The sequence below is a fragment of the Rhodococcus sp. RDE2 genome, assembly GCF_020885655.1.
GTDB classification, from domain to species: Bacteria; Actinomycetota; Actinomycetes; order Mycobacteriales; family Mycobacteriaceae; genus Rhodococcus; species Rhodococcus pyridinivorans.
Map to the genome: position 1 here is coordinate 634,096 of NZ_AP025186.1, position 25,326 is coordinate 659,421.

Consider the following 25,326-nt stretch of genomic DNA (forward strand, 5'->3'; position numbering starts at 1 on the left):
CGCACTATTGACCAAACCATACCGTATGGTACTGTGGCGGCGGTCACGATGACTGTCCGCATCGACTCCCGATCCGGAACACAGAAAGCCGCGTCATGCAGAGACTCACCCGTAGAACCCTTCTCGCCGGGCTCGCCGCAGGAACCGGTGCGGTGCTTCTCGGTGGCCGAGCGTTCGCGGACGGGCCGGACATCTCCCGCCCCCTGTTGTTCCACTCCCCACGACTCGAACCCTTCGTCGACGGCCTGCCCGTCCTGCCGCGTCTGGACTCGTCGTCCTACCGGATCGACGCCGTCAGCACGATGCACAGCTTCCACCGCGACCTTCCGCCCGGTCCCGCTCTCGCCTACGGCGACAACACCTACGGCGGAACGACTCTCGTGGCGCACCGTGGGCAGGAGACGTCGATCGAGTACCGCAACCGCATCGACGCGCATCCCTTCGCCGTCGACTTCGACACCTCGCTGCACGGTCTGAGCGAACGCGACCGCACCGACGTCCCCACCTCGATGCACCTGCACGGTGGGGTCACGCCTCCGGAATTCGACGGCAACCCCGAGCAGATCTCCCGGCCCGGACAGGGATTCACGTACCGCTTCCCGAACCGTCAGGACGCGACGACGCTGTGGTACCACGACCACGCCATGGCCGTCACCCGACTGAACGCCTACGCGGGACTGGCCGGCATGTATCTGCTCCGCGACGACTACGACACCGGACTGCCCGGCAACCCGCTGGGCCTGCCCACCGGCGAGTTCGAACTCGATCTGGTGCTGCAGGAGAAGATCGTCAACGGCGACGGTTCGCAGAGCATCCGTTCCACCCCGATCGTCCCGCAGGGTCGCTGGGAGGGCGGCGCCGTCGGCGACGTCGGCGTCGTCAACGGCAGGATCTGGCCCGAGGCCCGGGTCGCGCGAGGGCTCTACCGGGTCCGGCTGCTCAACGCGGCGTCGTTCAGCATCTGGGACCTGCACTTCTCCAACGGCATGCCGTTCTGGGTGATCGGCATGGAAGGTGGCCTGCTCGACGCGCCCGTCCCTACGACCCGCGTGCGACTGTCGCCCGGCGAACGCGTGGACCTGCTCGTCGACTTCGCGCAGCTCGACGCGGACGCCACCGTCGAATTGCGCAACTCCGAACCCGCCGCACCGCAGGCCGCGCAGATCGGTGCCGTGCTCATGCCGCTGTTCATGCGCTTCCGAGCCGAATCCGGCCGCGGGTTCACCGGTCCGGTCCCGGACCGCCTGCGCGGCGGCCCCGGTCTTCCACCCGCGGTCGGGCCGATCCCGGTGCCGCAGAACGTACGGAACGTATCGCTGAGCCAGCCCTCGGAGGTGCGGATCCCGCCGTCGATCATGTCGCTGAACAACCTGATGTACCACAGCACCGACATCGAGATGCCGCGTCAGGGCACCGTCGAGCAGTGGAACATCGTCAACGCGACGCCCGACCCGCACCCGATCCACCTGCACCTGGTGCACTTCCGCGTTCTGGGACGGCAGGCGATCGACACCCTCGCGATGTGTGCGCGGCAGCCGCAACCGCCCATCGGACTCAAGTGGACGCCCGATCCCGACCCGTACGTCGTCGAACCGATGCGGGGACCGGAGCCGTGGGAGACCGGCTACAAGGACACGGTCATCTGCGATCCGAACTCGGTGACCCGCATCGTCGCGTACTTCCCGACGGCCGACGAACTCGGCTTCGACCCCGACGCGACGTTCTCGCGCGCGGTCCACACCTTCGATCCGCACCGCGCCGGCCACGGCAAACACGGTGACCACGCCGACCACGGCGACACTGCCGGCGGCGACCTGCAGGGATATGTGTGGCACTGCCACATCCTCGACCACGAAGACCACGACATGATGCTCAAATACCGGACGGTGACATGACTTCCACCAGTTCCACCACGACCCGAGACCACTTCCAGCGCATCCCGTACGAACCGGCGAACGACGGTCGCGTCGAGATGCACTCCGGGCTCAGCCGCCACTACCCGACGCTGCACGGCAACCTCGTCGCGCAACCCGGGTACTCGAAGGACGTCGGTGTGGTCATGTGCCACCCGGCCTCGAACTTCCTGAGCCACTTCCTGCTCCGCGCCTTCGCCGAAGCAGGCGTCCCCGCAATGGGACTCAACACCCGCTACTCGTCCAACGAACCGGCACTCATCATGGAGCGGGCCGCCTTCGACCTCGGCACCGGAGTGCGGTGGATGACCGACGAACTCGGCTTCGAGAAGGTCGTACTCCTCGGGTTCAGCGGTGGCGGGTCGCTCGCGTCGTTCTACCAGTCGCAGGCGCAGAACCCGACCGTGACGACCACACCCGCGGGCGACCCGGCACCGTTCGCCGAGGCGAACCTGCGACCGGCCGACGCCCTGATGCTCGTCGGCGCGCACCCCGGCCGGGCACGGGTTCTCCGGCACTGGATCGACGGCGCGGTCACCGACGAATCCGACCCCTACGCCACCGATCCCGATCTCGACCTCTACGCCCCCGGGCGCACAGCACCACTCGATTCCGAATGGGTGCAGAGGTACCGCGACGCGCAGCTCGCCCGCATGCGCCGCATCGACGCGTGGGCGCTCGAGCAACTCGCCGACCTCGAACGCACCGGCGCCTCCGATCGCGGCTTCGTCGTGCACCGCACCGTCGCGGATCCGCGCTTCGTCGACCTGAGCCTCGACCCGAGCGACCGCGCACTCGGCTCCATGTACGGAGATCCGAAGGCGGCCAACACCGCCGCCGGTGGACTGGCCCGCTTCGTCACGGTGCGCAGCTGGCTCAGCACGTGGAGCGTCGACCACACCCACGCCGACGCACTCACCGACCTCCGCAACGTCACCACCCCGACGATGGTGATGAGCCTGCTCGGAGACCAGGCGGCCTTCGCCGAGGATTCCCGGCTGATGTACGACGCGCTGGCGGGCAGCCACAACGAACTGATCGAGATGCGGAACCTCAACCACTATCTCGTGGATCAACCGGACGGTCTCTCCGACGTCGTCGGACGACTGGTCGCGTGGATCCGCCGAACGGTACTCGAGGAGGTATCGGCATGACCCGAACACTCGCCGGTCCCGGACGCACCGCACAGGACCGATGCCCGAGCGCATTCCCCTACTGGCAGGCGCTGGAGAAGCCCGGGGTGAAGCGCACCCGCAGCCTCGTCCGACGGTTCACCGGCTTCGACTTCCTGCCCACCGACGAACAGGCCCGGGCCCTGTGCAACGACCTGTTCAGCGGCGACCCCACGGCGGAGCGCTTCGTCGACGAGGTCTACCACGGTGAACTCGGGCCGAAGAAGACCCGCGAGATGCTCGACAAGGCCCTCGTCGACGGCATCGACTCGATCGACGACGTGCCCGACGCGATGAAGGCCCTGTTCGAGGAGTTCGAGACCGTGCCCGACTGGGTGCAGCCCGAACTCGTCGAGCAGGGTGCCGCGATCTGGCGTCGCTGGGGCACGATGCTGTTCAGCTTCGCGGGCGCCGAGACCCTCGAGATCTACACCGAGGCAGCCGTCGCGACACCGCTGTCGCTCGCCGGAGGTTATGCCGGCGACAACGCTCTGCGACGTTTCCTCGAGACCTGCCGGTTCTGGATCGACGTATCCGAACCCGGCGCGCTGCTCGCCCCGGGTTCGAAAGGGCGGGCCACCGCGCTGAAGGTCCGCGTGATGCACGTGTCCGTGCGCTCACGCGTCGCGAAACACCCCGAATGGGACATCGCCAAGTGGGGACTGCCGATCAGCCAGACCTACATGCTGCTCACCCTCATCGCCGGCAGCCTCACCCCGGGTCTGGCCCTGTGGACCCTCGGCTACCACACCACCCCGCGAGAGATCCGCGCGCTCATCCACTTCCAGAAGTACATGGGCTACCTGCTCGGGGTGCGTATGCAGTGGTACCCCGAAACCATCGCCGACAGCATCCGCGCGCTCATGAGCACCGTGATCTCCCGCTCGTACGACTCGGGTGGGCACGGCAAGGAACTCATCGAGTCCTACCCGCAGGCGTTCACCCCGCGCGACGGGCACCGCGGCCTGAAGAGACTGCGGGAGCACTACAACTTCCGCATCAACTCGGTGTACTCGGCGATGTTCATGGGGCCGGGCACCCGACGCAAGTACTCGATGCCGAAAGTGCTTCCCTGGATGATCATCCCGATCGTCCGCTTCCCGCTCATCACCGCGATGGAACTCACCCGGCGGTTCGTCCCCGGCGCGGCCGGCGTGCACGAGAAGATCATGTGCGCCCATCGCGAGAACTGGTACCGCGCCCAGATGGAAGGGCGCGAAGCACAATTCGACGCCAGCGGAGCACTCCGTCGCTGATCGGCCCGGACAGTCCCGCCCCACTAGACCTCGTACGGAGAGAACTCGATGACCCTGCACATCGTCGAAGCATGGAACGGCCCCGGACGCCGCGACGGTGAGATCACCGCCGTGGAGGCCGCCGACAACGGTGCCCACCCGTCCACCGACAAGCACGCCTTCGAACACTGGTACTTCGACGCCCATCTCGACGACGGACGGATCGTCGTGGCGATGATCCAGACCCGGGAACTGGTGCACCGCAAGCCCGGTGTGGAGATCCACGTCTACAGCGCGGACGGCAAGCGACGCGAAGCGAGCCGGTCGTACACCGACGCCGACCTCTCGGTGTCCACCGAACGGTGCGACGTGCGCGTCGGTGAGAGCTTCGCGAAGCTGACCGGCGAGGAGGACGGGCTGCCCGTCTACCGCGTGTCGGTGTCCGAAGGCGACCTCGCCTTCGACCTGACCTTCACCGCGGAGGTCCCGCCGTGGATGCCCGGTCGCGGCCGGACCAGCTACAACGAACGCGAATTCTTTGCGTGGGTCGTCGGCGCGCCGCGAGCGCGAGTCGCGGGGACGGAGACGGTGGACGGGAAGTCCACCGAGGTCACCGGTCGCGGCTACCACGACCACAACTGGGGCGTCGGCGACATGAAGCGCCTCATCGACAAGTGGTACTGGGGCCGGCTGTACACCGAGGACTTCACCCTCGTCTACGCCATGGTGCACACCCAGAAGAAGTACGGATCGCACTGGTCGCAGCCGGTGATGGTCGCGCAGGGGCGCGAGGTGGTCCTCAGCAACGGCGAGGTGGAACTGACGGAGGGGCCGATCGTGCACAACGCGGTCGCCGACCGCACCTACCCGGCGTGGATCCGCCTCCGCATCCCGGGCTCGCTCGACGTCAAGCTCACCGTCCGCGAGATCGTGCACGCCCACAACCTGCTCGAGGACGTTCCACTCGCGTCGAGCAGGTTGCTCAAGCCTCTCGTCAACCGGCTCGTCGGTCATCCCGGTTACTTCCGCTTCCGGTCGGATTTCACGATGACGGTGACCGTCGACGGAACCGATCACGAGCGTTCGGGTTCGACGCTGCACGAGATGGTCGCGTTGACATGAGCGAGCGCGCGGACGTCGGTGTGGAGCCCGGCTTCGCGGGCATCGAGTATCTGCACGGCTTCGGCAACGAGCACCACAGCGAGGCCGTTCCGGGTGTGCTTCCGTGGGGACAGAATTCGCCCCAGCGGGTCGCGTACGGGCTCTACGCCGAACAACACTCGGCCACCGCGTTCACCGAGCCCCGCGAGATCAACCGCCGCACATGGACGTACCGGATCATGCCGTCCGCCGCGCACGGTCCCTTCGAGCGGATCGACGACGCCGGCTGGGTGTCGGCACCCGACACCGGGGGAGTGCTCACCCCGAACCGGTTGCGATGGGATCCGCAGCCGGAACCGGCACCGGGCACGGACTTCCTCGACGGCGTGACGACCTACGCAGTCAACGGGGACGTCCGCGCCCGCACCGGCGTCGCCGTCCATCTGTACGCGGCGTCGCAGTCGATGACCGACCGTTACTTCGTCGATGCCGACGGAGAACTGCTGTTCGTCCCGCAGGACGGCGCGCTGCTGCTGTGCACCGAACTGGGACGGCTGCTCGTCGAACCCGGTGAGATCGCGGTGATCGGACGAGGTCTGCGGTTCCGCGTGGATCTGGTGGGTGAGAAGGCGACCGGTTACCTGCTCGAGAACTACGGGGCCGCCCTGGCCCTGCCGGAACTCGGCCCCATCGGCGCGAACGGTCTCGCCCACGCCCGCGACTTCCTGTACCCGACGGCCTGGTACGAGGACCGTTCGGGCACGGTGCAACTCGTGCAGAAGTTCGGTGGGCACCTGTGGGCCACCGAACTCGACCACTCGCCCCTCGACGTCGTCGCCTGGCACGGCACGCACGGTGCCTACAAGTACGATCTGGGCCGCTTCAACGCGATGACCACGGCCGGCTGGGACCATCCCGATCCGTCGATCTTCACCGTGCTCACCTCGCCCACCCCGATTCCGGGGCAGGCCAATGTCGACTTCTGTGTCTTCCCCGACCGCTGGGTGGTCGGAGAGCACACCTTCCGGCCGCCGCACTTCCACCGCAACGTCATGACCGAGTTCATGGGACTCGTTCGTGGACAGCACGACTCGAAGGCGGAAGGATTCGTCCCGGGCGGCGCGTCGCTCCACAACCAGTGGGGCGCTCACGGACCCGACGTCGAGACCTTCGATCTCGCGACGTCGGCCGAACTGAAGCCGGTCAAGCTCGTGAACACCCTGTCGTTCATGTTCGAGACGAGACTCGCCCTCTCCGTCACCGACGCGGCCCATCGCGCAGCGCATCGCCAGCCGAACTACGACTCCTCGTGGTCCGGCCTCACCCGACGCTTCACCCCACCTTCTCCCCAGGAGTCGTGATGACCGAACTGTCCACCCCCGCACCCGTCGTCGTACCCGACCCGCAGCTGCGGATCGGCGGCCGAGCCGTGCCCGCCCGTTCGGGTGCCCACTTCTCGTCGATCAACCCGGCGACGGAAGAGGTCGTCGCCGAGGTCGCGGCGGGTGGGGCCGCCGACATCGACGCGGCTGTCCTCGCCGCGCGCGACACCTTCGAATCCGGTGTCTGGTCGCGCATGGCCGGTGCCGAACGCGGCCGGATCCTCTCCCGCGCCGCCGACCTCATCGAGCAGCACGCCCCCGAACTGTCGGCGCTCGAGACCGCGGAGATGGGCAAGCTCTACGCCGACACCGTCGCCGGGGACATCCCCGCCGCCGCGGCGTCGTTCCGGCACTACGCAGGCTGGGCCGACAAGATTGCCGGTGAGGCGATGATCCTGCCCGATGTGGGTCCGCAGCACCGCTTCGGATTCACCCTGCGCCAGCCCCTCGGTGTGGTCGGTGCGATCACCCCGTGGAACAACCCGACGGTCGTCGCGGCCTGGAAGATCGCCCCGGCCCTGGCCGCCGGATGCTCGGTGGTCGTCAAGCCCGCCGAGGACGCCTCGCTGTCGACCCTGAAGCTCGCCGACCTGCTCGCCGAGGCCGGAGTACCGGACGGCGTGTTCAACGTCGTGCCAGGTCTCGGTCCCGAAGCCGGTGCTGCGCTGGCCGCCCACGAGGGCATCGACAAGATCACCTTCACCGGCAGCCCGGCCGTCGGGAAGACCATCACCTCGCTCGCCGGCGAGAAGTTCCGGAAGGTGACCCTCGAACTCGGTGGCAAGGCCCCGCAGCTGATCTTCCCCGACGCCGACCTCGAGGCGTCGCTGCCGTGGATCGCGATGGGCAACTTCTACCACCAGGGCCAGGTGTGTGCGGCCGGCACGCGCGTGATCGTGCACGAGTCGATCGCCGATCAGGTCGTCGAGGGACTCGTCGAGTTCGCCCGCGGAGCGGTGATCGGTGATCCCTTCGACGCGTCGACGACGCAGGGCACCATCGTCAACCGCAAGCAGCTCGACCGCATCCTCGGCTACATCGAGAAGGGCCGCAGCGAAGGTGCTCAGCTGCTGACCGGCGGGTCGCGGGTGGGGGAGCGCGGTTTCTTCGTGGAGCCGACCGTCTTCCGCGGCACCAACGACCTCACCATCGCCCGCGAGGAGATCTTCGGCCCCGTCGCCACGGTCATCACCTTCAAAACCACCGAGGAGGCCGTGCAGCTGGCGAACGCCACGAAGTACGGTCTCAACGCGTTCGTCTTCAGCCAGAACCTGTCGACCGTGCACAGCGTGATCCCGCAGTTGCGTGTGGGCACGGTGTGGGTCAACGGCTGGGGTGTCCCCGATCCGGCACTACCCTGGGGTGGACGTGACGCGAGCGGCATCGGGCGTGAACTGGGCCGCAGCGGGCTCGAAGCGTTCACCGAGGAGAAGACGGTTCACCTCGGTTACTGACCAGAGGACGGAAGAGGCAGTGACACAAGCCGAGTCGACACAAGGCGAGTCGCAGGCAGCGGGAGCGCTCGCGGACATCAGGGTGCTCGAACTGGGAACCCTGATCGCCGGTCCGTATGCAGGACGTCTGCTCGGCGACATGGGTGCCGACGTCATCAAGATCGAGGATCCGAAGCGTCCCGACCCGCTCCGCACCTGGGGACAGGGTGAGCGGGACGGGCATCGCTACTTCTGGACGGTGCACGCGCGCAACAAGCGTTGCGTCACCCTCGATCTGCGGGCACCCGACGGGCAGGAACTGTTCCGGCGTCTCGTCGCCGAGTCCGACGTGGTGGTCGAGAACTTCCGTCCCGGCACGCTCGAGAAGTGGGGGCTCGGCTACGACGTGCTCTCCGAGATCAATCCGGGCATCGTGCTGGCTCGCGTCTCCGGCTACGGGCAGACCGGCCCCAAGGCCGGGCAGGCCGGTTACGCGTCGGTGGCCGAGGCGGAGAGCGGGTTGCGGCACCTCAACGGATATCCCGGCCAGGCACCCCCGCGACTCGCGCTGTCCCTCGGCGACTCCCTCGCCGGGATGTTCGCCGTGCAGGGCATCCTCGCCGCGTTGCTCGGCCGCGAACGGACCGGACGCGGGCAGGTCGTCGACGTGGCGCTCACCGAGGCGTGCCTCGCGATCCAGGAATCGGTGATCCCCGACTACGACGTCGCAGGGGTCGTCCGCGGCCCCTCCGGTACCCGCCTCGAGGGCATCGCCCCGTCGAACCTGTACCGGACGTCCGACGACATGTGGATCGTCATCGCCGCCAACCAGGACACGGTGTTCCGTCGCCTGTGTGCGGCGATGGAACGCCCCGAGCTCGCCGACGACCCGCGCTTCGCCGACCATCTCGCGCGTGGCGCGAACCAGGACGAGCTCGACGCCCTCATCGGTGAGTGGGCGGCGACGTGGACGCTGGACGACCTGCTGGCGCATCTGTCGTCGTCGGGTGTGGTGTCCGGGCCGGTGAACACGGTCGCGGAGGTCGTCGCCGATCCGCAGTTCCAGGCACGGGAGATGATCGTTCCGCATCACGACGAGCGCACCGGCGCAGACGTGCTCGGCCCCGGTGTGGTGCCGACGCTCACCGGGACGCCGGGTTCGGTGCGTCGCGCCGGCCCGCCCGTCGCGGGATACGACAATGCGGCGGTCTACGGCGAGATCCTCGGACTGAGCGACATCGAGCAGAAGGAACTCCGCGAGCGGGGAATCATCTAGCACGGCATCATCCGAGGTACGCAACGCGAGGTGAAGGCTCGCAACATCGGCAGTGACTGCCGATGTTGCGAGCCTTCGTCCGTTGTTGCGTGCCTTCCGCACAGACCCATCTGGCACTAAGGTAGAACGTGTTCCAGTCTTGCGCCTTTCTATCGAGGAGTGCCGAATGCACACGCCCATCTGCGACGAACTCGGCATCGAGTTCCCGATCTTCGCGTTCACCCACTGCCGCGACGTCGTCGTCGCCGTCGCCAAGGCCGGCGGCTTCGGCGTCCTCGGCGCCGTCGGGTTCACGCCGGAAGAGCTCGAAATCGAGCTGAACTGGATCGACGAGCACATCGGCGACCGCCCGTACGGCGTCGACATCGTCATCCCCAACAAGTACGAAGGCATGGACGCGAACCTCTCCGCCGAGGAACTCACGAAGATGCTGCAGTCGATGGTGCCGCAGGAGACCCTCGAATTCGGCCGCAAGATCCTCACCGACCACGGCGTCCCCCTGCCCGAAGGCGACGATAACGCGTTGCAGCTTCTCGGCTGGACCGAGGCCACCGCGACCCCGCAGGTGGAGGTGGCGCTGCAGCATCCGAAGGTCACGCTCATCGCCAACGCGCTCGGCACCCCGCCGGCCGACATGATCGAGCACATCCACCAGGCCGGTCGCAAGGTCGCGGCACTGTGCGGCTCGCCGAAGCAGGCCCGCAAGCACGCCGACGCCGGAGTCGACATCATCATCGCCCAGGGCGGCGAAGGCGGCGGGCACTGCGGTGAGGTCGGCTCGATCGTGCTGTGGCCGCAGGTCGTCAAGGAGGTCGCACCGGTCCCGGTGCTGGCGGCCGGTGGTATCGGCAGCGGCCAGCAGATCGCCGCGGCGCTCGCGCTCGGCGCCCAGGGTGCGTGGACCGGTTCGCAGTGGCTCATGGTCGAAGAGGCCGAGAACACCCCGGTGCAGCAGGAGGCCTACATCAAGGCGAGCAGCCGCGACACCGTCCGCAGCCGGTCGTTCACCGGCAAGCCCTGCCGCATGCTCCGCAACGACTGGACCGAGGCGTGGGAGCAGGAGGGCAACCCGAAGCCCCTCGGAATGCCGTTGCAGTACATGGTGTCCGGTATGGCCGTCGCCGCCACCCACAAGTACCCCGACGAGTCGGTCGACGTCGCGTTCAACCCTGTCGGTCAGGTCGTCGGGCAGTTCACGAAGGTCGACAAGACCTCCGCCGTCATCGAACGCTGGGTGCAGGAGTACCTCGAGGCGACCGGCACGCTGGAGAAGCTGAACGAGGCCGCGAGCGTCTGATCCGTTCGGATTCGTCTCACGGGGAGGGACGAGGGTGCTCGAGGTTCGGTCCGGGTGCGATCCGGATCGGACCTCGAGCCGTCTCCACGTCCACCGGTTCTCCCTTCTGCGTGATCACCACGTGTTCACTGCGTTCGAGTTCGGCGGCCACCGAGCGGGCGGTGTCCATCAGGTCGCGCCACGCTTCCCCGCCGGCGACCCGCGCGGCGTCGCTCGGGCAGATGGTCGACGGATCCCGTTCCCGGAGCAGCGCGCAGATCGTGGCCGCGAGCCGTTCGCGGGCCGCGGCGTCGTCGAGCGGGTCCCACCACGGATGCCCGCGTTCACCGAGCGCGACCTTGGCGTCCTGGACACGATGTCGCGCGGCGTCACCCTCGCTCTTCACGAGACGACGGGCCCGCATCAGCTCCGCCACCAGCTGTTTCCGCAGAGGTTCGGGAATCGCGGGATCGGTGGCACGCCAGCGCCGCCCCTTCACCACCACATATCTGCCGTCGGGCGTGCGTTCCGCCTCGCCGGATGACCCGTCGGTGTCCATCGGCCCCGCCCGTCGCTCAGTTCGGCGGCGACAGAAGCCCTTCCAGACTCGTCGCCGAATAACCACCGTCGCGGCACAACTGTACCGTGGGGGCGCGGCGCCCCGGGTACTCGATGCACGGCATGTTCCGTGCTCCGCGCACCGCGATGGGGGAGTCCGCCGGCAGCTTGCAGTACAGGTCGGACGGGGTGTCGGGCACGTCGAACTCGGTGGGTGAGCGCCGCTGTTCCGGCGGCAGGAAGCCGGTGATGCACGGTGGCGGGTCGTTGAAGGTCGCGGTGAAGTAGGTGTTCTGTGACGGGTTGTCGACATTGGGCAGACCCGCCGACTGGGTCGACGCCATGATCGACGGGAACAGCACCAGCATCTGTTCGAGCGACGGCCGGTACACCGCGGCGACCTGCTCGACGGTGACGAGATTGGCGAGCAGCAGGGGGAGGGTCGGTTCGGCCTCCTCGAACAGTGCCTGCACCTGCGCGGCGGCAGGGGCCGTCACGCCGAGGAGTGTGCGCACGTCGCTGTCGGAGTCGCGCAGCTGCGCGGTGGTGCCCGCCAGGGAGGACGCCCAGCGGGCGATCGCATCCGACGACGCGACCTGCGTGTCGAGCAACGGGCCGACCTGATCGATCAGCGCCGCGGTGCTGTCCGCGTTCGCAGCGGCCTCAGCACTCACCGCCGCACCGGCCTCGACGAGGATCCGCAGGGCGTCGCCGGAATCGCCCACCGCTGTGTGGGTCTCGTCGAGCAGCAGGGCGAGGCGGTCGGGACCCACGGACTGCAGCGTGGCGTCGAGCTGGTCGAGTGCACCGCCGATCGGTTCGGGCACGGAGATGCGATCGCGGGGAACGATCGACCCCGCGGTCAGATACGGGCCGTCCTCGCCGTCGGGCAGGAACTCGACGTACTGCTCGCCGATTGCCGACATGCTGCGGATCTGCGCCGCCGCATCGGCCGGCACCGGAACATCCGAGTCGAGTGACAGGACCGCCTCGGCGCCGCTCGTGGTCATGGTCAGCGACGTCACCCGGCCGATCTCGATGCCGCGGTAGGTGACGTTCGCCGAGGGATACAGGCCACCGGCGTCGGTGAGGTCGAGACGCACCTCGTAGCGCCCCACCCCGAGCAGGGCGGGCACTTCGACGATGAACAGCGCGACGATCAGCACCGCCGCGATCCCGACCGAGAAGAACACCGCCAGTTTGCGGCGCAGCACCGCGGCCGGGCTCATCGGGTCGGCTCCGACACGGGCGGGACGAGCAGTGACACCAGATCCGGTACGGGTCGCCCGCCACCGGTGAGTGCGTTCTCGAAGGGCGTGCCGAGCAGCAGTGCGTTCTCGAGGATCGGCAGGGTGAGGTCGAGGATGACCGTGCCGTTCGCGTAGTCGCCGCGCACCGCGTTGCGGTAGGTGTCGATGGGGAACGGGAAGGTCAGCAGGTAGCGCAGCGACTCGGTGAGCGAGTCGCCCGCCGACGCGAGCGAGGCCAGCACCGGTTCGAGATCACGCAGATTCGCGACGACGTCGTCGCCGCTCGCCTCGACGACCTCGTTCGCGACGCGCCCGAACTGCCCGAGGGCGTCGGCGGCGCGGGTCAGGTCGTCGCGCTGGGTGGACAGCACCTCCATGGCGGGCGCGAGATCGTCCGTCGCCGCGGCGATCTCGGTGTTGTGCTCGGCGACCTCGACGGCGAGTGCGTCGAGCGATTCCATCGCGCTCACGATCTGCTCCTTCTGACCGTCCAGCCCGGCGAGCACCGCGTCGAGACGGGTGAGCAGGGCCCGCACCGACTCCTGCCGCCCGTCCATCGCCCGGTTGAGTTCGCGGGTGATCTCCTGGGCCTGGGCGAGACCACCGCCGCTGAGCACCAGCGACAGCGACGACAAGGTCTGCTCGGTGGTGGGGAACGCACCCGCCCGTTCGAGGGGGATGACGTCGCCGTCCCCGAGCCGGCCGCGGGCGGGTTCGGCGAGCGGGGGAGAGAGTTCGACGTGGGCGGACCCGAGCAGGCTCGTCTGCCCGATCTTCGCGACGGTGTTCTCCGGGAGCACTGTGCTGCCGTCGACCATCACCGTCACGAGCGCATGTCCGTCGCCGAGCCGCAGGTCGGCGACCCGTCCGACGGTGACGTCGCCGACGCGGACCCGCGAATTGCGTTCGAGGGTCGTGACGTCGGACATCTCGATGGTCACGGCGAAGGCGTCGTCGCCGCGACCGTGCGTGCCGGGAAGCGGCAGGCTGTTCAGGCCGCGCCACTCGCACCCGGCGGTCAGCGCCAGGCAGGCGAGGACACCGATCGTGCGCAGGACTCGTGTTCTCACGGCGCCCCCGGGGAGAGCAGGTCGGCCAGCGAGGTCGGCGACGGTGCACCGGGCGCCGGCATCAACTCGGGCTCGGTGTAGACGAGCTGGTCGGGCAGCGCGCCCACGCCGCGCGTCGGATTGATGCGCACGGGCGGGTAGTCCATCGCGAGCAGCGGCAGGATCGGGCCGAGATACTGCACGCACAACTCGGACGCGGTGTGCGCGTCGACCTGCTCGGCCGCGGCGAGCGCGGAGCACACGAACTGGGCGGGATTGGCGAAGTTGGTCAGCGACAACGCCGAGACCACCGTGTTGTGCGCGGGCTGGTAGATGCCCTGCAGGTTCGACAACGCCGTCGGTGCGACGTGCAGTACCTGCGCGATCCCGTCACGCTGTGCCGCCAGGGTCTCGGTCAGTGCGGCCGTGCGATCGACGGTCGTGTCGACGCGCTCGCGGTTGTCGCGGACGAACCGCTCGACGTCGACGAGGACGGCGTCGAGTCCCGCCAGGGCGGCGCCCATGTCGTCGCGGTTGGCGTCGAGGATCTCGGTGACGGACGCGAGCCGGTCGTGGAACGAGACGATCTGATCGCCACTCATCGACAGCGCCTCGACGAACACCTGCAGGTTGCCGAGGGTGCCGAACAGGTCGTGCCGGCCGTCGGAGATCGTGCGCATCGCCGTCGCGAGTTGCTGCAGGCTGTCGCGCAGGGCGGGACCGTGTCCCTCGGCGTTGGCGGCCGCGACGTCGAGGACCTCACCGAGCGCGCCCTGCGGGTCGGTGTCGTCGGGCCCGAGTTCGGTCGTGAGCCGCGTCAGTTGTTCGGTGATCTCGTCCCATTCGACCGGGACCGCGGTGCGTTCGACGGGAATCGTTGCTCCCACCGGGAGTTCGGGTCCTCCCGTGTGCGGTGGGGTGAGCTGGACGAAGCGGGCCGAGACCAGGGTGGGGGCGACGATCGCGGCCTGCGCGTCGGCGGGGATGCGGCGGTCGGAGTCGACGTCGAAGCGTACGAGCACGCGATCGCCGCGCGGCTCGATCTTCGTCACGCGTCCCACCTCGACACCCATGATGCGCACGTCGTCGCCGACGTACAGGCCACGGCTCGAGGTGAATTCGGCCGTGTACTCGTCGGCCGACCGCCACGGAGCGACGGTGAACGACACCACCGCGACGACGGCGAGAAGCAGGATCGGGACACCCCACGAGATCAGGGGACGCAGTCGCGTCACGGTGTACCTCCCGGCGGCGTGATGCCGGCGTTCTCGAGCGCGGCGGTCAGGGCCGGCTCGATGATCTGCATGGGCAACAGGTTCTGGATGTACGAGTTGAAGAACGGGCCGGACGCGACGGCCTCGCCGAGTTCGGTCGCGTACGGGCCCAGCCGCTCGATGGCCAGGGCGATGTCGTCGCGGTTGCGTTCGAGGATCCCGAGGACGGCGTTCAGCTTGCCGAGGGTGGGTTCGAGTTGTGCCTCGTTGTCGGCGACGAGATTCGAGATCTGGATCGACAGCGCATCGACGTTCGCGAACAGGGTCTCGAGAGCGGCTCGGCGACGGTGCAGTTCGCCGAGGATGCGGTCGGCATCGACGATCAGGGCATCGATCGCGTCGCTGCGCTCGGCGAGGACCTCGGTGACCTGTTCGGCGTGCGCGAGCAGCGCCCGCAGGGATTCGTCCCGCGACGCGACGGTCTCGGACAGTCGCCGCACACCGTCGAGCGCCGCACCGACGTCGTCGGGCGTCTCGCGCAGGGTGTCGGACAGCACTTCCATCGACTCGCGCAGTTGCTCGGTGTCGATCGCCGCGGCGGTGTCGGTGAGATCGCCGAGGGCGTCGGTCAACTGATAGGGCGCGACGGTGCGGTCGAGGTCGATGGTGGCGCCGTCCTCGAGTCGTCCCGGACCGGCGGGACGCACGCGCAGGTTCCGTGCCCCGAGCGCGGTGGCGGTGGCGATCTCGACGGTGGTGTCGGTGCCCAGGACCACCGCCCCGTCGACCGTGAACGTGACGGCCACGGCGTCGTGGTCGATGTCGATGTCGGTCACCCGCCCGGCGTCCTTGCCCGCGACCTGCACGGTGTCGCCGGTGTTCAGACCGCCGGCGTCGACGAATCTCGCCCGGTAGGTCGTGCCGCCGTCGAGGAACGGCAGGGAGCGGATGTTCAGGGCGCCGAGCACGAGCACGACGAGCACGATCGTGCCGACGACGCCGACACGCACGGGATTCATCTCGCGGAACTGGGTCATGCCGGAGCGCACCTGCCCGTCGTCTGCCCGAACAGCGGTGAGGTGACCTTGTTCCCGGACAGGTCGTTGATCTCGATGAGCATGCCGCACAGGTAGTAGTTGAAGAATCCGCCGTAGGCGCCGAGTCGCGTGAGGGCCTTGTAGGCGTCGGGGAGTTCGGTCGTCAGTTGCTCGACGGTCTCGCTGCGCGAGTCGACCTGCGCGGCGACGTTGCCGGTCTCGCGGATCGTGCCGGCGAGCGAGGTGCGGGACTGCGCGAGCAGATCGGTGAGCGACCCGCCGATCGCATCGATGTGGGTGACGGCGTCGCCGACGAGCGTGGCATCCTGCGCGAGTCGCGCGGCCACCTCGTGGGCACGCACCAGTGCGGTGTCGAAGGTGTCACGGTGCGCGGCGAGATTCGCGAGCACCGAGTCGAGGTTCGTGATCACCTGTCCGACGAGCACGTCGCGGTCGGCGATGTGGGAGGTCAGCGAGGCCGCCTGGGCGAGGACGGATTCGACGGTGCCGCCCTGGCCCTGCAGCACGGTGATGAGATCGGCCGACAAGCGGTTGACCTGTTCGGGTTCGAGCGCGCGGAACAGCGGTGTGAAGCTGCCGATGAGCACGTCGAGATCGAGTGCCGGCCGGGTCCGGTCGGTGCCGATCGTCTCGCCCGCCGCCATGTGCGTGGGATCACCGGCGCCGTCGGACAATTCGAGATAGCGGTCGCCGACGAGGTTGAGATAGCGCACGGTGGCGATGCTCGCGCGGGTCGGGGTGTACGACGAGTCGACCTCGAAGGTCACGTCGATGCGGTTGTTCTCGCCGAACTCCACGGCGGTGACCCTGCCGACCTCGACCCCGGAGACGCGGACGAACTGGCCCTCCTCGAGACCGGAGACGTCGTCGAAGACCGCGTGGTAGCGCGTGTGTTCACCGAACCGGACCTGGCCGAAGACGACGAACAGTCCGGCCAGGATCAGAATCATGACGAGGGCGTAGATGCCCGCGGCGATCGCGGTGCGTGTCATCCGGCCCCTCCGGTGAGCAGTTCGAACAGCGAGTCGGGGACGAAGACCGGCGAGGTGTTCCCGGCCTCGAACGGATTGGCGCCGGTGTTCGCCACGACGTACGGGGCGGGGGTCTCGTCGGCCGTCACGATCGGCAGGGGACCGCAGCGTGGCCCGCCCGTGGCCTCGACCACCGGAAGATTGCGCGGATATTCGTACGGGTCGGTGCCGAGCAGGAAGGTCGACTTCAGCATCATCGACGAGCCGTTGCCGCCCGAGGCCGGTTCGGCGAGCTGCCGGGCACGGTCGGCGCCCTGCAGGAAACAGGGGAGCACCGGTGAGTACTCCTCGAGGAGGGAGGCCGTCGGGCGCAGCAGGTCGAGCACGTCGACGATCTGCTCGCTGTTCGGCTCGACCACGCGGCGACCGGCGTCGCCCATACCGATCGCGGCGAGCAGGACGCGGTCGAGGTCGTCGGCGCGGTCGACGAGGGTCGTGCCGGTGACGGCGAGATTGTCGAGCGACGCCACGATCCCGTCGGTGGCTCCGGTGTAGATGTCGGCGGTCGTCTCGACGGCGGCGAGATCGCGTCGCAGTGTCTCTGTGCGTGGTTCGATCCGGGTGAGGACGGCGTCGGTGTCGACGAGCGCGCGGCCGAGCGACTCGCCCTGTCCGCGCAACGCCGACGACAGCGCACCGAGCGTGCGGTTCAGCTTCGCCGGATCGACCGCCTGCAGGACGTCGGACAGCGACTCGAAGACGGTGTTCGTCTCCACGGTCACGTTCGACGCGCGCAGCACCGTGCCCTCGGCCAGTCCGACCGGGCCGGGTGACGGCGGGTCGGTGAGAGTGACGTACTTGGCGCCGAAGACCGTCGTGGCGCGGATGTCGGCGCCGGGGTCGGCGGGCAGCCGGGCGGCGGCGTCCGGATCCAGGCGCAGTTCGATCACCGCGCCGGACGGCGTCTGCTGCACCGTGGTGACGCTGCCGACGTGTACACCGTGCGCCTTGACCATGGCGCCGTCCTCGAGCATCAGACCGGAGCGGCCGCTCTCGACGGTCACCTTCACGCCGGGCGTGAACGAGCCGCGGAAGCCGTGGTAGACGAACACGAGAACGAGCGCGGAGACGACGACGAAGCAGATCGCAGCGACCTTCGGCAACCAGGTGGGCACGCTCCTCACCCCGCCAGATGCAGCTGGCGGCTGCTGCCATAGAGGACCAGGGAGATCAGCAGGGTCACCGTCACCACCGCGATGAGCGACATCCGCACCGCGCGACCCGTCGCGACCCCGACACCGGACGGCCCGCCCGTGGCGGTGTAGCCGTAGTAGCTGTGCACGGTCATGACGACCACGGCCATGGTGATCGCCTGCCCGAACGACCACAGCACGTCGGTCGGGCGCAGGAAGGTCGCGAAATAGTGGTCGTAGACGCCGGGCGACTGGCCGAGCACCACGACGGTCGCGATGCGGCTCGACAGGAACGACGCCAGCACCGACAGCGAGTACAGGGGCACGACGGCGATCAGGCCCGCCAGGATGCGTGTGCCGACGAGATACGGCACCGACTTGATGGCCATGACCTCGAGCGCGTCGATCTCCTCGCTGATCCGCATCGCGCCGAGTTGCGCGGTGGTGCCGGCGCCGATGGTCGCGGCGAGACCGACACCGGCCGTCACGGGTGCGACGACCCGGACGTTGACATAGGCGGACAGGAAGCCGGTGAGCGCTTCGACACCGATGTTGCCGAGCGAGGTGAAGCCCTGCACGGCGACGGTCGCGCCGGCGAACAGGGTGAGGAAACCCATGATGGCGACGCTGCCGCCCACCATCGCGAGCACGCCGGTGCCGAGGCCGATCTCCGAGACCACGCGCAGGGTCTCGCGCGGATAGTGCCGGGCCGCCCGCACCGTCGAGAACAACGCGCCGACGAGGAAGACGACCTGGCGTCCCAGGGTGTCGATGCTGCGTGAGATCCCGTGGCCGAGGCGGCGCACCACCTGCGCAGTCCGCCCGGTGGCCGCCCCCGTGACACTCATCGGCTCATCACCACGCTCATCGCGTTCACCGACCCATCACCGCGATCCCGATCGAGGTGAGCAGCATGTTGGCGAGGAACAACGCGACGAACGCGAAGACCACCGTCTCGTTGACGGCCTCGCCGACGCTCTTCGGGCCGCCGCTGACGGAAAGTCCGCGATGGCACGCGATCAGTCCCGCGAGCAGACCGAAGACCGCCGCTTTGATCTCCGACAGCAGCAGCTCACCGGGACCGACGAGCAGCGTGACCCCCGCGGCGTACGCGCCGGGATCGACGTTCTGGAGTGTCACCGAGAAGAAGAACCCGCCGATCAGGCCGATCGCGCACACCGCCCCGTTGAGCGTGACCGCGACGGCGGTCGACGCCAGTGCACGGGGCAGCACGAGCCGGGCGGCGGGGTCGATGCCGAGCCCCTCGAGTGCGGCGATCTCGTCGCGGATGGTGCGGGAGCCGAGGTCGGCGGCGATCGCGGTGGCGCCGGCCCCGGCGACCACCAGCACCGTCACGAGCGGGCCGATCTGCGTGATGGCGCCGAGCCCGGCACCCGCTCCGCTCAGGTCGCCGGCACCGATCTCGAACAGCAGCGAATTGAGCGTGAACACGACGAGGACGGTGAACGGGACGGACATCAGGATCGTGGGCAGGAGCGACACCCGGGCGATGAACCAGAACTGGGTGAGGAATTCGCGCCATTGGAAGCGGGAGCGGAACAGGGCGGTGAACGCGTCGAGGGACAGCGCATAGAAACCGCCGAGTGCGTGTGCGGTCGCGCGTGGCACCGATCCCATGAATCCTCGCTTCTTCCACGGTCGCATCGACGAAACCGCGTCCCGACCTCTCGGGTGCGCCGTACATACCCCAGGGTATGTAGAGCGGCAAGGGAGCGATCCCGGGTCTCGGGACGACGCTATCGCGCAGGAGTGCCGACGGAGGCGGGTTCGAGAAGGTGCACCAGTTCGTCTGACAACAGCCGGAATTCGGAATCGCCACGTTCCCGAAGCCACACCGGATCGCTGCAGGACCAGCGTTCGGCGGCCAGGGAACGGGTCAGGACCTTGAAGGTCGCGGTGCGGGGGAACTCGCTGCAGACACGGATCAGACCGGGCATCTGCTTGGGGCCGAGATCGGTCTGCGCATCGAGGAAACGCGCGAACGCGACCGGATCGAAGTCGGAGCCTGCCGCAGGGATCACCGCGGCCATCACCCGGTCGCCGACGTTGCGGTCGGGCACCCCGTACACCGCGACCTGAGCGAAACCCTCGTACCGCATCAGGATGCGCTCGATGGGTGCCGCACCGAGATTCTCACCGTCCACCCGGAGCCAGCCCGAGCTGCGTCCGGCGAAGTAGACGAAGCCGTTCTCGTCCCGGTAGGCGAGGTCGCCGCTGTGATAGCGCCCGTCGCGGAGGCGTTCGGCATCGGCCTCGGGGTTGTTGTAGTAGCCGTCGAACAGACCGGCACCGCGCACGTTGACGAGCTCGCCCGTCGCGGTGTCGGCGTTGGTGATCCTGCCGTTCGCGTCGAACACCGCCGGAGGGCAGCGTCGCCCCGTCTCGGGATCGAGGATCTCGATGCCCTCGGGAAGCCGGCCGAGGGCGCCGGCCGGGGCGTCGGGTGCCGACGCGATCGCGATGCCGCCCTCGGTCGAGCCGAACCCGTCGACCACCCGCGCGCCGAAGCGCCGCGTGAACTCGGCGACGTCGGCGGCCGACGCCTCGTTGCCGTACACGATGCGCAGCGGGTTGTCGTGGTCGTCGGGCTGCTCGGGAGTCGCCACCACATACGACAGCGGCTTGCCGACGTAGTTCGCGAAGGTCACGCCGTAGCGGCGGACGTCGGGAAGGAAACCCGACGCCGAGAACCGGCGACGCAGAGCGATGCTGCCGCGCGCGGCCAGTCCGATCGCCCAGCCGGCGATCATCGCGTTGGAGTGGAACAGCGGCATCGACACGTACACGGTGTCGTCGGGGCCGAGGCCGAACCGCGTGGCGAGCATCGTCGCGGGATCGGTGAACTTGCGGTGCGTGCACCGCACGGCCTTCGGATCGCCGCTCGTGCCCGACGTGAAGATCAGCATGAACAGGTCGTCGGGGGAATGCGCGGCAGTCTCCACGACCGTGTCGGCGAACGGGGCGAGCATCGCCGTCCACTCGGGGGAGTCGACGTCGATCACCCGCACGTCGCCGAGATCCACACCGTCGAGCAGGGACGCGTGTGCCGCCTCGGTGAACACGACCCGGCAATCGGCGAGCGCGATGTCGCGGGCGAGCGCCGCACCGCGCCGGGTCGTGTTCAGGCCCACCACCACCGAACCGGAGAAGGCCGCGGCGCCGAGCAGCAACGAGAACTCCGGGACGTTGTCCATGAGGATCCCGATGTGCTTCGGTGCTGGGCCGTCGAGCAGGTCGCGCAACAGTGCGGCGCGTCGCCGGGACTGCGCGACGTGTTCGCGCCACGACAGTTCGGTCTCCTCGAAGCGCAGGCCTCGATCGTCGACGTCGGCGAGTCGTTCGAGCAGTTCGGTGACGGTGAGGGCGGTCATGCGATCAGGCCGGGACGTCGGCGAGTTCGCGTCCGAGCGCGCGCAACTGGTCGGTGGCGGAGCCGAGCAGGAACTCGTGGTGCTTGGCCGCGAGGAAGTAGCGGTGCACCGGATGGTCCTCGTCGAGCCCGACACCGCCGTGCACGTGCACGGTCGTGTGCGCGACACGGTGTCCCGCATCGGCCGCCCAGAAGGCCGCGGTGCGCAGGGCGTCGTCGTGACGCTCACCCGAGGCCATCCGGAAGGCGGCCTGCCACAATGTCAGTCGCACCGCCTTGACGTCGATGTAGGCGTCGGCGAGTCGCTGGGAGACGGCCTGGAAACTGCCGATCGGGCGGTCGAACTGGACGCGTTCGCGCGCGTACTGCGCGGTGAGCTCGAGGGCCTGTTCGAGGACGCCGCACTGGTAGGCGGCGGAGCCGAGCAGGCTGCGGTCGCGCAACCACGTCGCCACGGCGACGCCGTCGGTGCCGAGAACACGGTCGGCCGGGAGCGGGACCTGCTCGAGGGTGACGATGCCGCGACTGTCGAAGTCGGTGGTCTGCTGCCGGGTGATCGAGACACCCGGATCGTCGGGTCGCACGAGGAAGACCGACACCGAGTCGCCGACGGTGGCCGGGACGAGGAAACCGTCGGCGACCGGCGCCGCGTCGACGACGATCTTCACGCCGTCGAGCACGTGCCCGTCGCCCGTGGCCTGCGCCCGGGTCGCCGGGGTCGTGGGGTCGGGGTTCAGTTCCTCGGCAAGGGCTGCGGAGAGGATCTGCTCGCCGGTCGCCGCGGGACGCCCCCACTCGGCCTGCTGCTCGGCGGTGCCGAACTCCGCGATCGCCGACGCGCACGCGGCGATCGAGCCGATGTACGGGACGGCGGAGACGCCGCGGCCGAGTTCGCGCAGGATGCTCGCCTGCTCGAGCGGCCCGTACCCGTCTCCGCCGAGCGACTCGGGAAGAGCGGCGCCGAGCACGCCCGACGATGCGAGCGTGTCCCACAGGGTGCGGTCGATGCGGTCCTCGGAGGCGTCGAGTGTGCGCAGATGCTCGTTGGTGACGATGTCCGCGACGATGCTGCGGGTCAGTTCTGCGAGATCCTGCTGGGCCTCGGTAAGGGTGAAGTCCACGTGCGCGTCCTTTTCTAACGCTTGGCGGGCGGCTGGCCGAGAGCGGTCATCGCGATGATGTCGCGCTGGACCTCGTTGGTGCCGCCACCGAAGGTGAGGATGAGGGAACTGCGGTGCATGCGTTCGATCCGGCCGCGGAGCAGTGCGCCGGCCGAGTTCTGCCGCACTGTCGCCGCGGGGCCGAGGACCTCCATGAGCAACCGGTAGGCCTCGGTCGCGAATTCGGTTCCGAACACCTTGTTGGCGGAGGCGGCCTCCGGGCCGAGCGGGGTGGTGCCGGCGCTCGAGGCGATGTCCCAGTTCATCAGCTGCAGGTATTCGGCCTTGGCATGGACGCGTGCCAGATTGATCTGCACCCATTCCTGGTCGATCACCCGTCGCCCGTCGGGCAGATGCGTCTCCTGCGCCCAGCGCCGGACCTCGGTCAGCGCGGTGCGCACGGGACCGGCGGAGGTGAGCGCGACCCGCTCGTGGTTGAGCTGATTGGTGATGAGCGCCCACCCGCCGTCGACCTCACCGACGAGCGCGGACGCCGGGACACGCACGTCCTGGTAGTAGGTGGCGCTCGTGTCGGGGCCGGCCATCGTGTGCACGGGGGTGTACGAGAAGCCCGGAGCGTCGGTCGGCACGATGAAGACGCTGATCCCCTTGTGCTTCTTGACATCCGGGTTGGTGCGCGCGGCGAGCCAGACGTAGTCGGCGTAGGCGATCAGGCTCGTCCACATCTTCTGCCCGTTGATGACCCACTCGTCGCCGTCGCGCACCGCGGTGGTGCGCAGGGAGGCGAGGTCGGTACCGGCGCCGGGTTCGGAGTAGCCGATCGAGAAGTGCAGTTCGCCCGCGGAGATGCGGGGGAGGAAGAACTCCTTCTGCTCGTCCGTGCCGTAGTGCATGATCGTCGGCGCGACCGAGTCGATGGTGAGGAACGGCACGGGCGCGCCGGCGATGGCCGCCTCGTCGGTGAAGATCAATTGGTCCATCGCGGAACGGTTCTGACCGCCGTACTCCTCGGGCCACCCGAGAGTGAGCCAGCCGTCCTTGCCCATCTGCTGCACGACCTCGCGGTACACGTTGCCGGAGCCGTACTCCCCGGTCGTGGCCGCGAGCGCCTCGCGGCGCTCGGGTGTCATGATCTGTGCGAAATAGGCCCGCAATTCCTCGCGGAGGGCTTGTTGCCCAGGGGTGTAGGAGATGTCCACGAACGCTCCGTTTCGTCGCTGCGTGTCCCCGCGAATCGTCTCTGTGGGATCATCGCGAATCATTGCACAGAATTGGAACGCGTTCTAGTCTGGACGCGATCGGTCGGCGCGAATGTGAAACGAGGTCCCGGAATGGATGTCAAGGTCGACTTCGACCGCTGCGAAGCGAACGGCGTGTGTGTCGGGCTGGCGCCCGACGTCTTCGATCTCAACGACGACGACGAGCTGATCGTCACGCATCCCGTACCCGAGGGTAGTGAGGACGCCGTCCGCGAGGCCGTCGCCCAGTGCCCGCGTGCGGCGCTCGCCGAGGCGTGAGCGCCGGACGGTGACCGGCCCCGGCCCTTGTCAGGAAAAATAACAAGTTCTACATTTTCGGTGCCCCCGGGTCCTGGTGGGGAGAGTACCGGCGTACGGCCGGCAATCGGCCCGAATCTCGAGGAGTACGTGGATGAGTGCGGACGCCAACGGTGGCGTGGAGAACGACGATCGGGTGTCTCTCGAAGGACGGGTCGCCGTCGTCACGGGAGCCGGAGCGGGTCTCGGACGTGCCGAGGCGCTCGCGCTCGCGCGGGCCGGAGCATCGGTGGTGGTCAACGATCTCGTGGAGAACGACGCGGTGGAGGACACCCTCGCGCGGATCCGCGATCTCGGTGCCGAGGCGGAGTTCGTGCCCGGCAGCGTCGCCGAGCGTGAGACGGCCGATGCGATGCTCGCCGCGGCGCAGGGCAAGTTCGGCGGTCTCGACATCGTCGTCAACAATGCGGGCATCACGCGGGATCGGATGCTGCCCAACATGTCCGATGACGAATGGGACTCGGTGGTCGCCGTGCACCTGCGCGGTCACTTCCTACTCTCCCGCAATGCCGCGGCCTACTGGCGCGACCGGTCGAAGCAGGAGGGTGGACCGGTCTACGGGCGCCTGGTCAACACGTCCTCGGAGGCCGGTCTGCTCGGTCCGCCCGGGCAGCCCAACTACGGCGCCGCCAAGGCCGGCATCACCGCACTCACCCTCTCGGCCGCTCGTGGTCTCGAGCGGTACGGGGTCCGGGCGAACGTGATCTGCCCCCGCGCGCGCACGTCGATGACCGAAGCGGTCTTCGGCGACGCGCCGGACGACGGCATCGATCCGCTCTCGCCCGACCACGTCGCGAATCTGGTCGCCTATCTCGCCTCCCCGGCGGCCGATCGCGTCAACGGGCAGGTCTTCATCGTCTACGGACCCATGGTGGCCCTGATGGCCGCACCGGTCGTCGAACAGCGTTTCGATGCCGCCGGGCAGTGGACCCCCGCCGCGCTCGCCGACGAGCTCGGCGGTTACTTCGCCGATCGTGACCCGGGCCGGACGTTCTCGGCCTCGGCGGCACTCGATCTCTAGTTCCGGCCCCCTGCTGTTCCCGCTCGGGGACAGCAGGGGTCCGTGTCTTCGCCCCCGGGCCGGATCCTGCAACCACGGGTGACGGACACCGGGGATTCCGGTAGCGTAACGCCCACTCGGGCTGTTTCTCCGGCTCTCGCCAGGCCTCGTATTTCT

22 protein-coding genes are annotated in these 25,326 nt (G+C 68.7%); 10 read left to right on the forward strand and 12 right to left on the reverse strand.

The genetic code is table 11. The annotated features are described in order from the left end of the window. The first annotated feature begins 95 nt into the window (after window positions 1-95). The 8 genes from LPH33_RS02960 to LPH33_RS02995 all read left to right on the forward strand — a co-directional run bounded on the left by LPH33_RS02960 (window position 96) and on the right by LPH33_RS02995 (window position 10,809). Window positions 96-1,895, forward strand: a complete 1,800-nt coding sequence (locus tag LPH33_RS02960) for a multicopper oxidase family protein (RefSeq protein ID WP_229566975.1) — start codon at window positions 96-98, stop codon at window positions 1,893-1,895. Continuing rightward, complete coding sequence (locus tag LPH33_RS02965; RefSeq protein WP_160873700.1) at window positions 1,892-3,067, forward strand: alpha/beta hydrolase; 1,176 nt, start codon at window positions 1,892-1,894, stop codon at window positions 3,065-3,067. Before LPH33_RS02960 ends, LPH33_RS02965 begins: the two co-directional genes overlap by 4 nt. Beyond that, the gene (locus LPH33_RS02970; RefSeq protein WP_229566977.1) at window positions 3,064-4,341 is read left to right on the forward strand and encodes an oxygenase MpaB family protein; all 1,278 of its coding nucleotides are present in this window, start codon (window positions 3,064-3,066) and stop codon (window positions 4,339-4,341) included. The genes LPH33_RS02965 and LPH33_RS02970 overlap by 4 nt, the downstream gene beginning before the upstream one ends. A gap of 48 nt (window positions 4,342-4,389) precedes the next feature. Continuing rightward, complete coding sequence (locus LPH33_RS02975) at window positions 4,390-5,442, forward strand: lipocalin-like domain-containing protein (RefSeq protein ID WP_229566979.1); 1,053 nt, start codon at window positions 4,390-4,392, stop codon at window positions 5,440-5,442. Beyond that, window positions 5,439-6,782, forward strand: a complete 1,344-nt coding sequence (gene hmgA, locus LPH33_RS02980) for a homogentisate 1,2-dioxygenase (RefSeq protein ID WP_229566981.1) — start codon at window positions 5,439-5,441, stop codon at window positions 6,780-6,782. The genes LPH33_RS02975 and hmgA overlap by 4 nt, the downstream gene beginning before the upstream one ends. Next, complete coding sequence (locus LPH33_RS02985; protein WP_229566982.1) at window positions 6,782-8,257, forward strand: aldehyde dehydrogenase family protein; 1,476 nt, start codon at window positions 6,782-6,784, stop codon at window positions 8,255-8,257. Before hmgA ends, LPH33_RS02985 begins: the two co-directional genes overlap by 1 nt. Window positions 8,258-8,276: 19 nt before the next feature. After that, a complete protein-coding gene (locus tag LPH33_RS02990) occupies window positions 8,277-9,512 on the forward strand; it encodes a CaiB/BaiF CoA transferase family protein (protein ID WP_160873704.1) in 1,236 nt (411 codons plus the stop codon). 166 nt (window positions 9,513-9,678) lie between these two features. After that, window positions 9,679-10,809, forward strand: coding sequence for a nitronate monooxygenase (locus LPH33_RS02995; protein WP_016692392.1), 1,131 nt, complete (start codon window positions 9,679-9,681; stop codon window positions 10,807-10,809). 16 nt (window positions 10,810-10,825) lie between these two features. On the opposite strand, the gene LPH33_RS03000 is transcribed toward LPH33_RS02995, so the two are convergent. The 12 genes from LPH33_RS03000 to LPH33_RS03055 all read right to left on the reverse strand — a co-directional run bounded on the left by LPH33_RS03000 (window position 10,826) and on the right by LPH33_RS03055 (window position 23,792). Further along, complete coding sequence (locus LPH33_RS03000; RefSeq protein WP_229566984.1) at window positions 10,826-11,347, reverse strand: DUF3253 domain-containing protein; 522 nt, start codon at window positions 11,345-11,347, stop codon at window positions 10,826-10,828. A 16-nt stretch (window positions 11,348-11,363) separates the two neighbouring features. Beyond that, entirely contained in the window at window positions 11,364-12,575 is a 1,212-nt protein-coding gene (locus tag LPH33_RS03005; protein WP_229566986.1) for an MCE family protein, read from the reverse strand. Beyond that, window positions 12,572-13,666 carry an MCE family protein gene (locus tag LPH33_RS03010; RefSeq protein ID WP_229566988.1) on the reverse strand — a complete coding sequence of 365 codons (1,095 nt, stop codon included), beginning with the start codon at window positions 13,664-13,666 and terminating at the stop codon, window positions 12,572-12,574. Before LPH33_RS03010 ends, LPH33_RS03005 begins: the two co-directional genes overlap by 4 nt. Beyond that, window positions 13,663-14,880, reverse strand: coding sequence for an MCE family protein (locus tag LPH33_RS03015; protein ID WP_229566989.1), 1,218 nt, complete (start codon window positions 14,878-14,880; stop codon window positions 13,663-13,665). The genes LPH33_RS03010 and LPH33_RS03015 overlap by 4 nt, the downstream gene beginning before the upstream one ends. After that, window positions 14,877-15,896 carry an MCE family protein gene (locus LPH33_RS03020; RefSeq protein WP_229566991.1) on the reverse strand — a complete coding sequence of 340 codons (1,020 nt, stop codon included), beginning with the start codon at window positions 15,894-15,896 and terminating at the stop codon, window positions 14,877-14,879. Before LPH33_RS03020 ends, LPH33_RS03015 begins: the two co-directional genes overlap by 4 nt. Further along, window positions 15,893-16,909 (reverse strand): MCE family protein, encoded by a 1,017-nt coding sequence (locus LPH33_RS03025; protein ID WP_229566993.1) that lies wholly within the window; start codon window positions 16,907-16,909, stop codon window positions 15,893-15,895. Before LPH33_RS03025 ends, LPH33_RS03020 begins: the two co-directional genes overlap by 4 nt. Further along, window positions 16,906-18,063 carry an MCE family protein gene (locus LPH33_RS03030; RefSeq protein WP_229566995.1) on the reverse strand — a complete coding sequence of 386 codons (1,158 nt, stop codon included), beginning with the start codon at window positions 18,061-18,063 and terminating at the stop codon, window positions 16,906-16,908. The genes LPH33_RS03025 and LPH33_RS03030 overlap by 4 nt, the downstream gene beginning before the upstream one ends. Window positions 18,064-18,068: 5 nt before the next feature. Further along, complete coding sequence (locus tag LPH33_RS03035) at window positions 18,069-18,929, reverse strand: MlaE family ABC transporter permease (protein WP_229566996.1); 861 nt, start codon at window positions 18,927-18,929, stop codon at window positions 18,069-18,071. 25 nt (window positions 18,930-18,954) lie between these two features. Beyond that, on the reverse strand, window positions 18,955-19,719 hold the full coding sequence (locus tag LPH33_RS03040) for an MlaE family ABC transporter permease (RefSeq protein ID WP_229566997.1): 765 nt from the start codon (window positions 19,717-19,719) through the stop codon (window positions 18,955-18,957). A gap of 119 nt (window positions 19,720-19,838) precedes the next feature. Then, window positions 19,839-21,473, reverse strand: a complete 1,635-nt coding sequence (locus LPH33_RS03045) for a long-chain-fatty-acid--CoA ligase (RefSeq protein WP_085469385.1) — start codon at window positions 21,471-21,473, stop codon at window positions 19,839-19,841. 4 nt (window positions 21,474-21,477) lie between these two features. Next, window positions 21,478-22,593: an acyl-CoA dehydrogenase family protein gene (locus tag LPH33_RS03050; RefSeq protein ID WP_229566998.1), complete on the reverse strand. Its 1,116-nt coding sequence runs from the start codon at window positions 22,591-22,593 to the stop codon at window positions 21,478-21,480. 14 nt (window positions 22,594-22,607) lie between these two features. Next, window positions 22,608-23,792: an acyl-CoA dehydrogenase family protein gene (locus tag LPH33_RS03055; RefSeq protein ID WP_016692404.1), complete on the reverse strand. Its 1,185-nt coding sequence runs from the start codon at window positions 23,790-23,792 to the stop codon at window positions 22,608-22,610. A 132-nt stretch (window positions 23,793-23,924) separates the two neighbouring features. Between LPH33_RS03055 and LPH33_RS03060 the strand changes: the two genes are divergently transcribed. Both LPH33_RS03060 and LPH33_RS03065 read left to right on the forward strand, forming a co-directional pair. Further along, the gene (locus LPH33_RS03060; RefSeq protein WP_016692405.1) at window positions 23,925-24,110 is read left to right on the forward strand and encodes a ferredoxin; all 186 of its coding nucleotides are present in this window, start codon (window positions 23,925-23,927) and stop codon (window positions 24,108-24,110) included. A gap of 133 nt (window positions 24,111-24,243) precedes the next feature. Further along, a complete protein-coding gene (locus tag LPH33_RS03065; protein ID WP_016692406.1) occupies window positions 24,244-25,170 on the forward strand; it encodes a 3-oxoacyl-ACP reductase in 927 nt (308 codons plus the stop codon). Window positions 25,171-25,326 lie beyond the last annotated feature (156 nt).

What these genes read in the sequence shown, in the direction of transcription:
- LPH33_RS02960 (WP_229566975.1), top strand. Translation starts at nt 96, where the DNA reads ATGCAGAGACTCACCCGTAGAACCCTTCTCGCCGGGCTCGCCGCAGGA.
- hmgA (WP_229566981.1), top strand. Translation starts at nt 5,439, where the DNA reads ATGAGCGAGCGCGCGGACGTCGGTGTGGAGCCCGGCTTCGCGGGCATC.
- LPH33_RS03005 (WP_229566986.1), bottom strand. Translation starts at nt 12,575, where the DNA reads ATGAGCCCGGCCGCGGTGCTGCGCCGCAAACTGGCGGTGTTCTTCTCG.
- LPH33_RS03000 (WP_229566984.1), bottom strand. Translation starts at nt 11,347, where the DNA reads ATGGACACCGACGGGTCATCCGGCGAGGCGGAACGCACGCCCGACGGC.
- LPH33_RS02970 (WP_229566977.1), top strand. Translation starts at nt 3,064, where the DNA reads ATGACCCGAACACTCGCCGGTCCCGGACGCACCGCACAGGACCGATGC.
- LPH33_RS02985 (WP_229566982.1), top strand. Translation starts at nt 6,782, where the DNA reads ATGACCGAACTGTCCACCCCCGCACCCGTCGTCGTACCCGACCCGCAG.
- LPH33_RS03035 (WP_229566996.1), bottom strand. Translation starts at nt 18,929, where the DNA reads ATGAGTGTCACGGGGGCGGCCACCGGGCGGACTGCGCAGGTGGTGCGC.
- LPH33_RS02965 (WP_160873700.1), top strand. Translation starts at nt 1,892, where the DNA reads ATGACTTCCACCAGTTCCACCACGACCCGAGACCACTTCCAGCGCATC.
- LPH33_RS02975 (WP_229566979.1), top strand. Translation starts at nt 4,390, where the DNA reads ATGACCCTGCACATCGTCGAAGCATGGAACGGCCCCGGACGCCGCGAC.
- LPH33_RS03020 (WP_229566991.1), bottom strand. Translation starts at nt 15,896, where the DNA reads ATGACCCAGTTCCGCGAGATGAATCCCGTGCGTGTCGGCGTCGTCGGC.
- LPH33_RS03040 (WP_229566997.1), bottom strand. Translation starts at nt 19,719, where the DNA reads ATGGGATCGGTGCCACGCGCGACCGCACACGCACTCGGCGGTTTCTAT.
- LPH33_RS03065 (WP_016692406.1), top strand. Translation starts at nt 24,244, where the DNA reads ATGAGTGCGGACGCCAACGGTGGCGTGGAGAACGACGATCGGGTGTCT.
- LPH33_RS03025 (WP_229566993.1), bottom strand. Translation starts at nt 16,909, where the DNA reads ATGACACGCACCGCGATCGCCGCGGGCATCTACGCCCTCGTCATGATT.
- LPH33_RS03045 (WP_085469385.1), bottom strand. Translation starts at nt 21,473, where the DNA reads ATGACCGCCCTCACCGTCACCGAACTGCTCGAACGACTCGCCGACGTC.
- LPH33_RS02995 (WP_016692392.1), top strand. Translation starts at nt 9,679, where the DNA reads ATGCACACGCCCATCTGCGACGAACTCGGCATCGAGTTCCCGATCTTC.
- LPH33_RS03060 (WP_016692405.1), top strand. Translation starts at nt 23,925, where the DNA reads ATGGATGTCAAGGTCGACTTCGACCGCTGCGAAGCGAACGGCGTGTGT.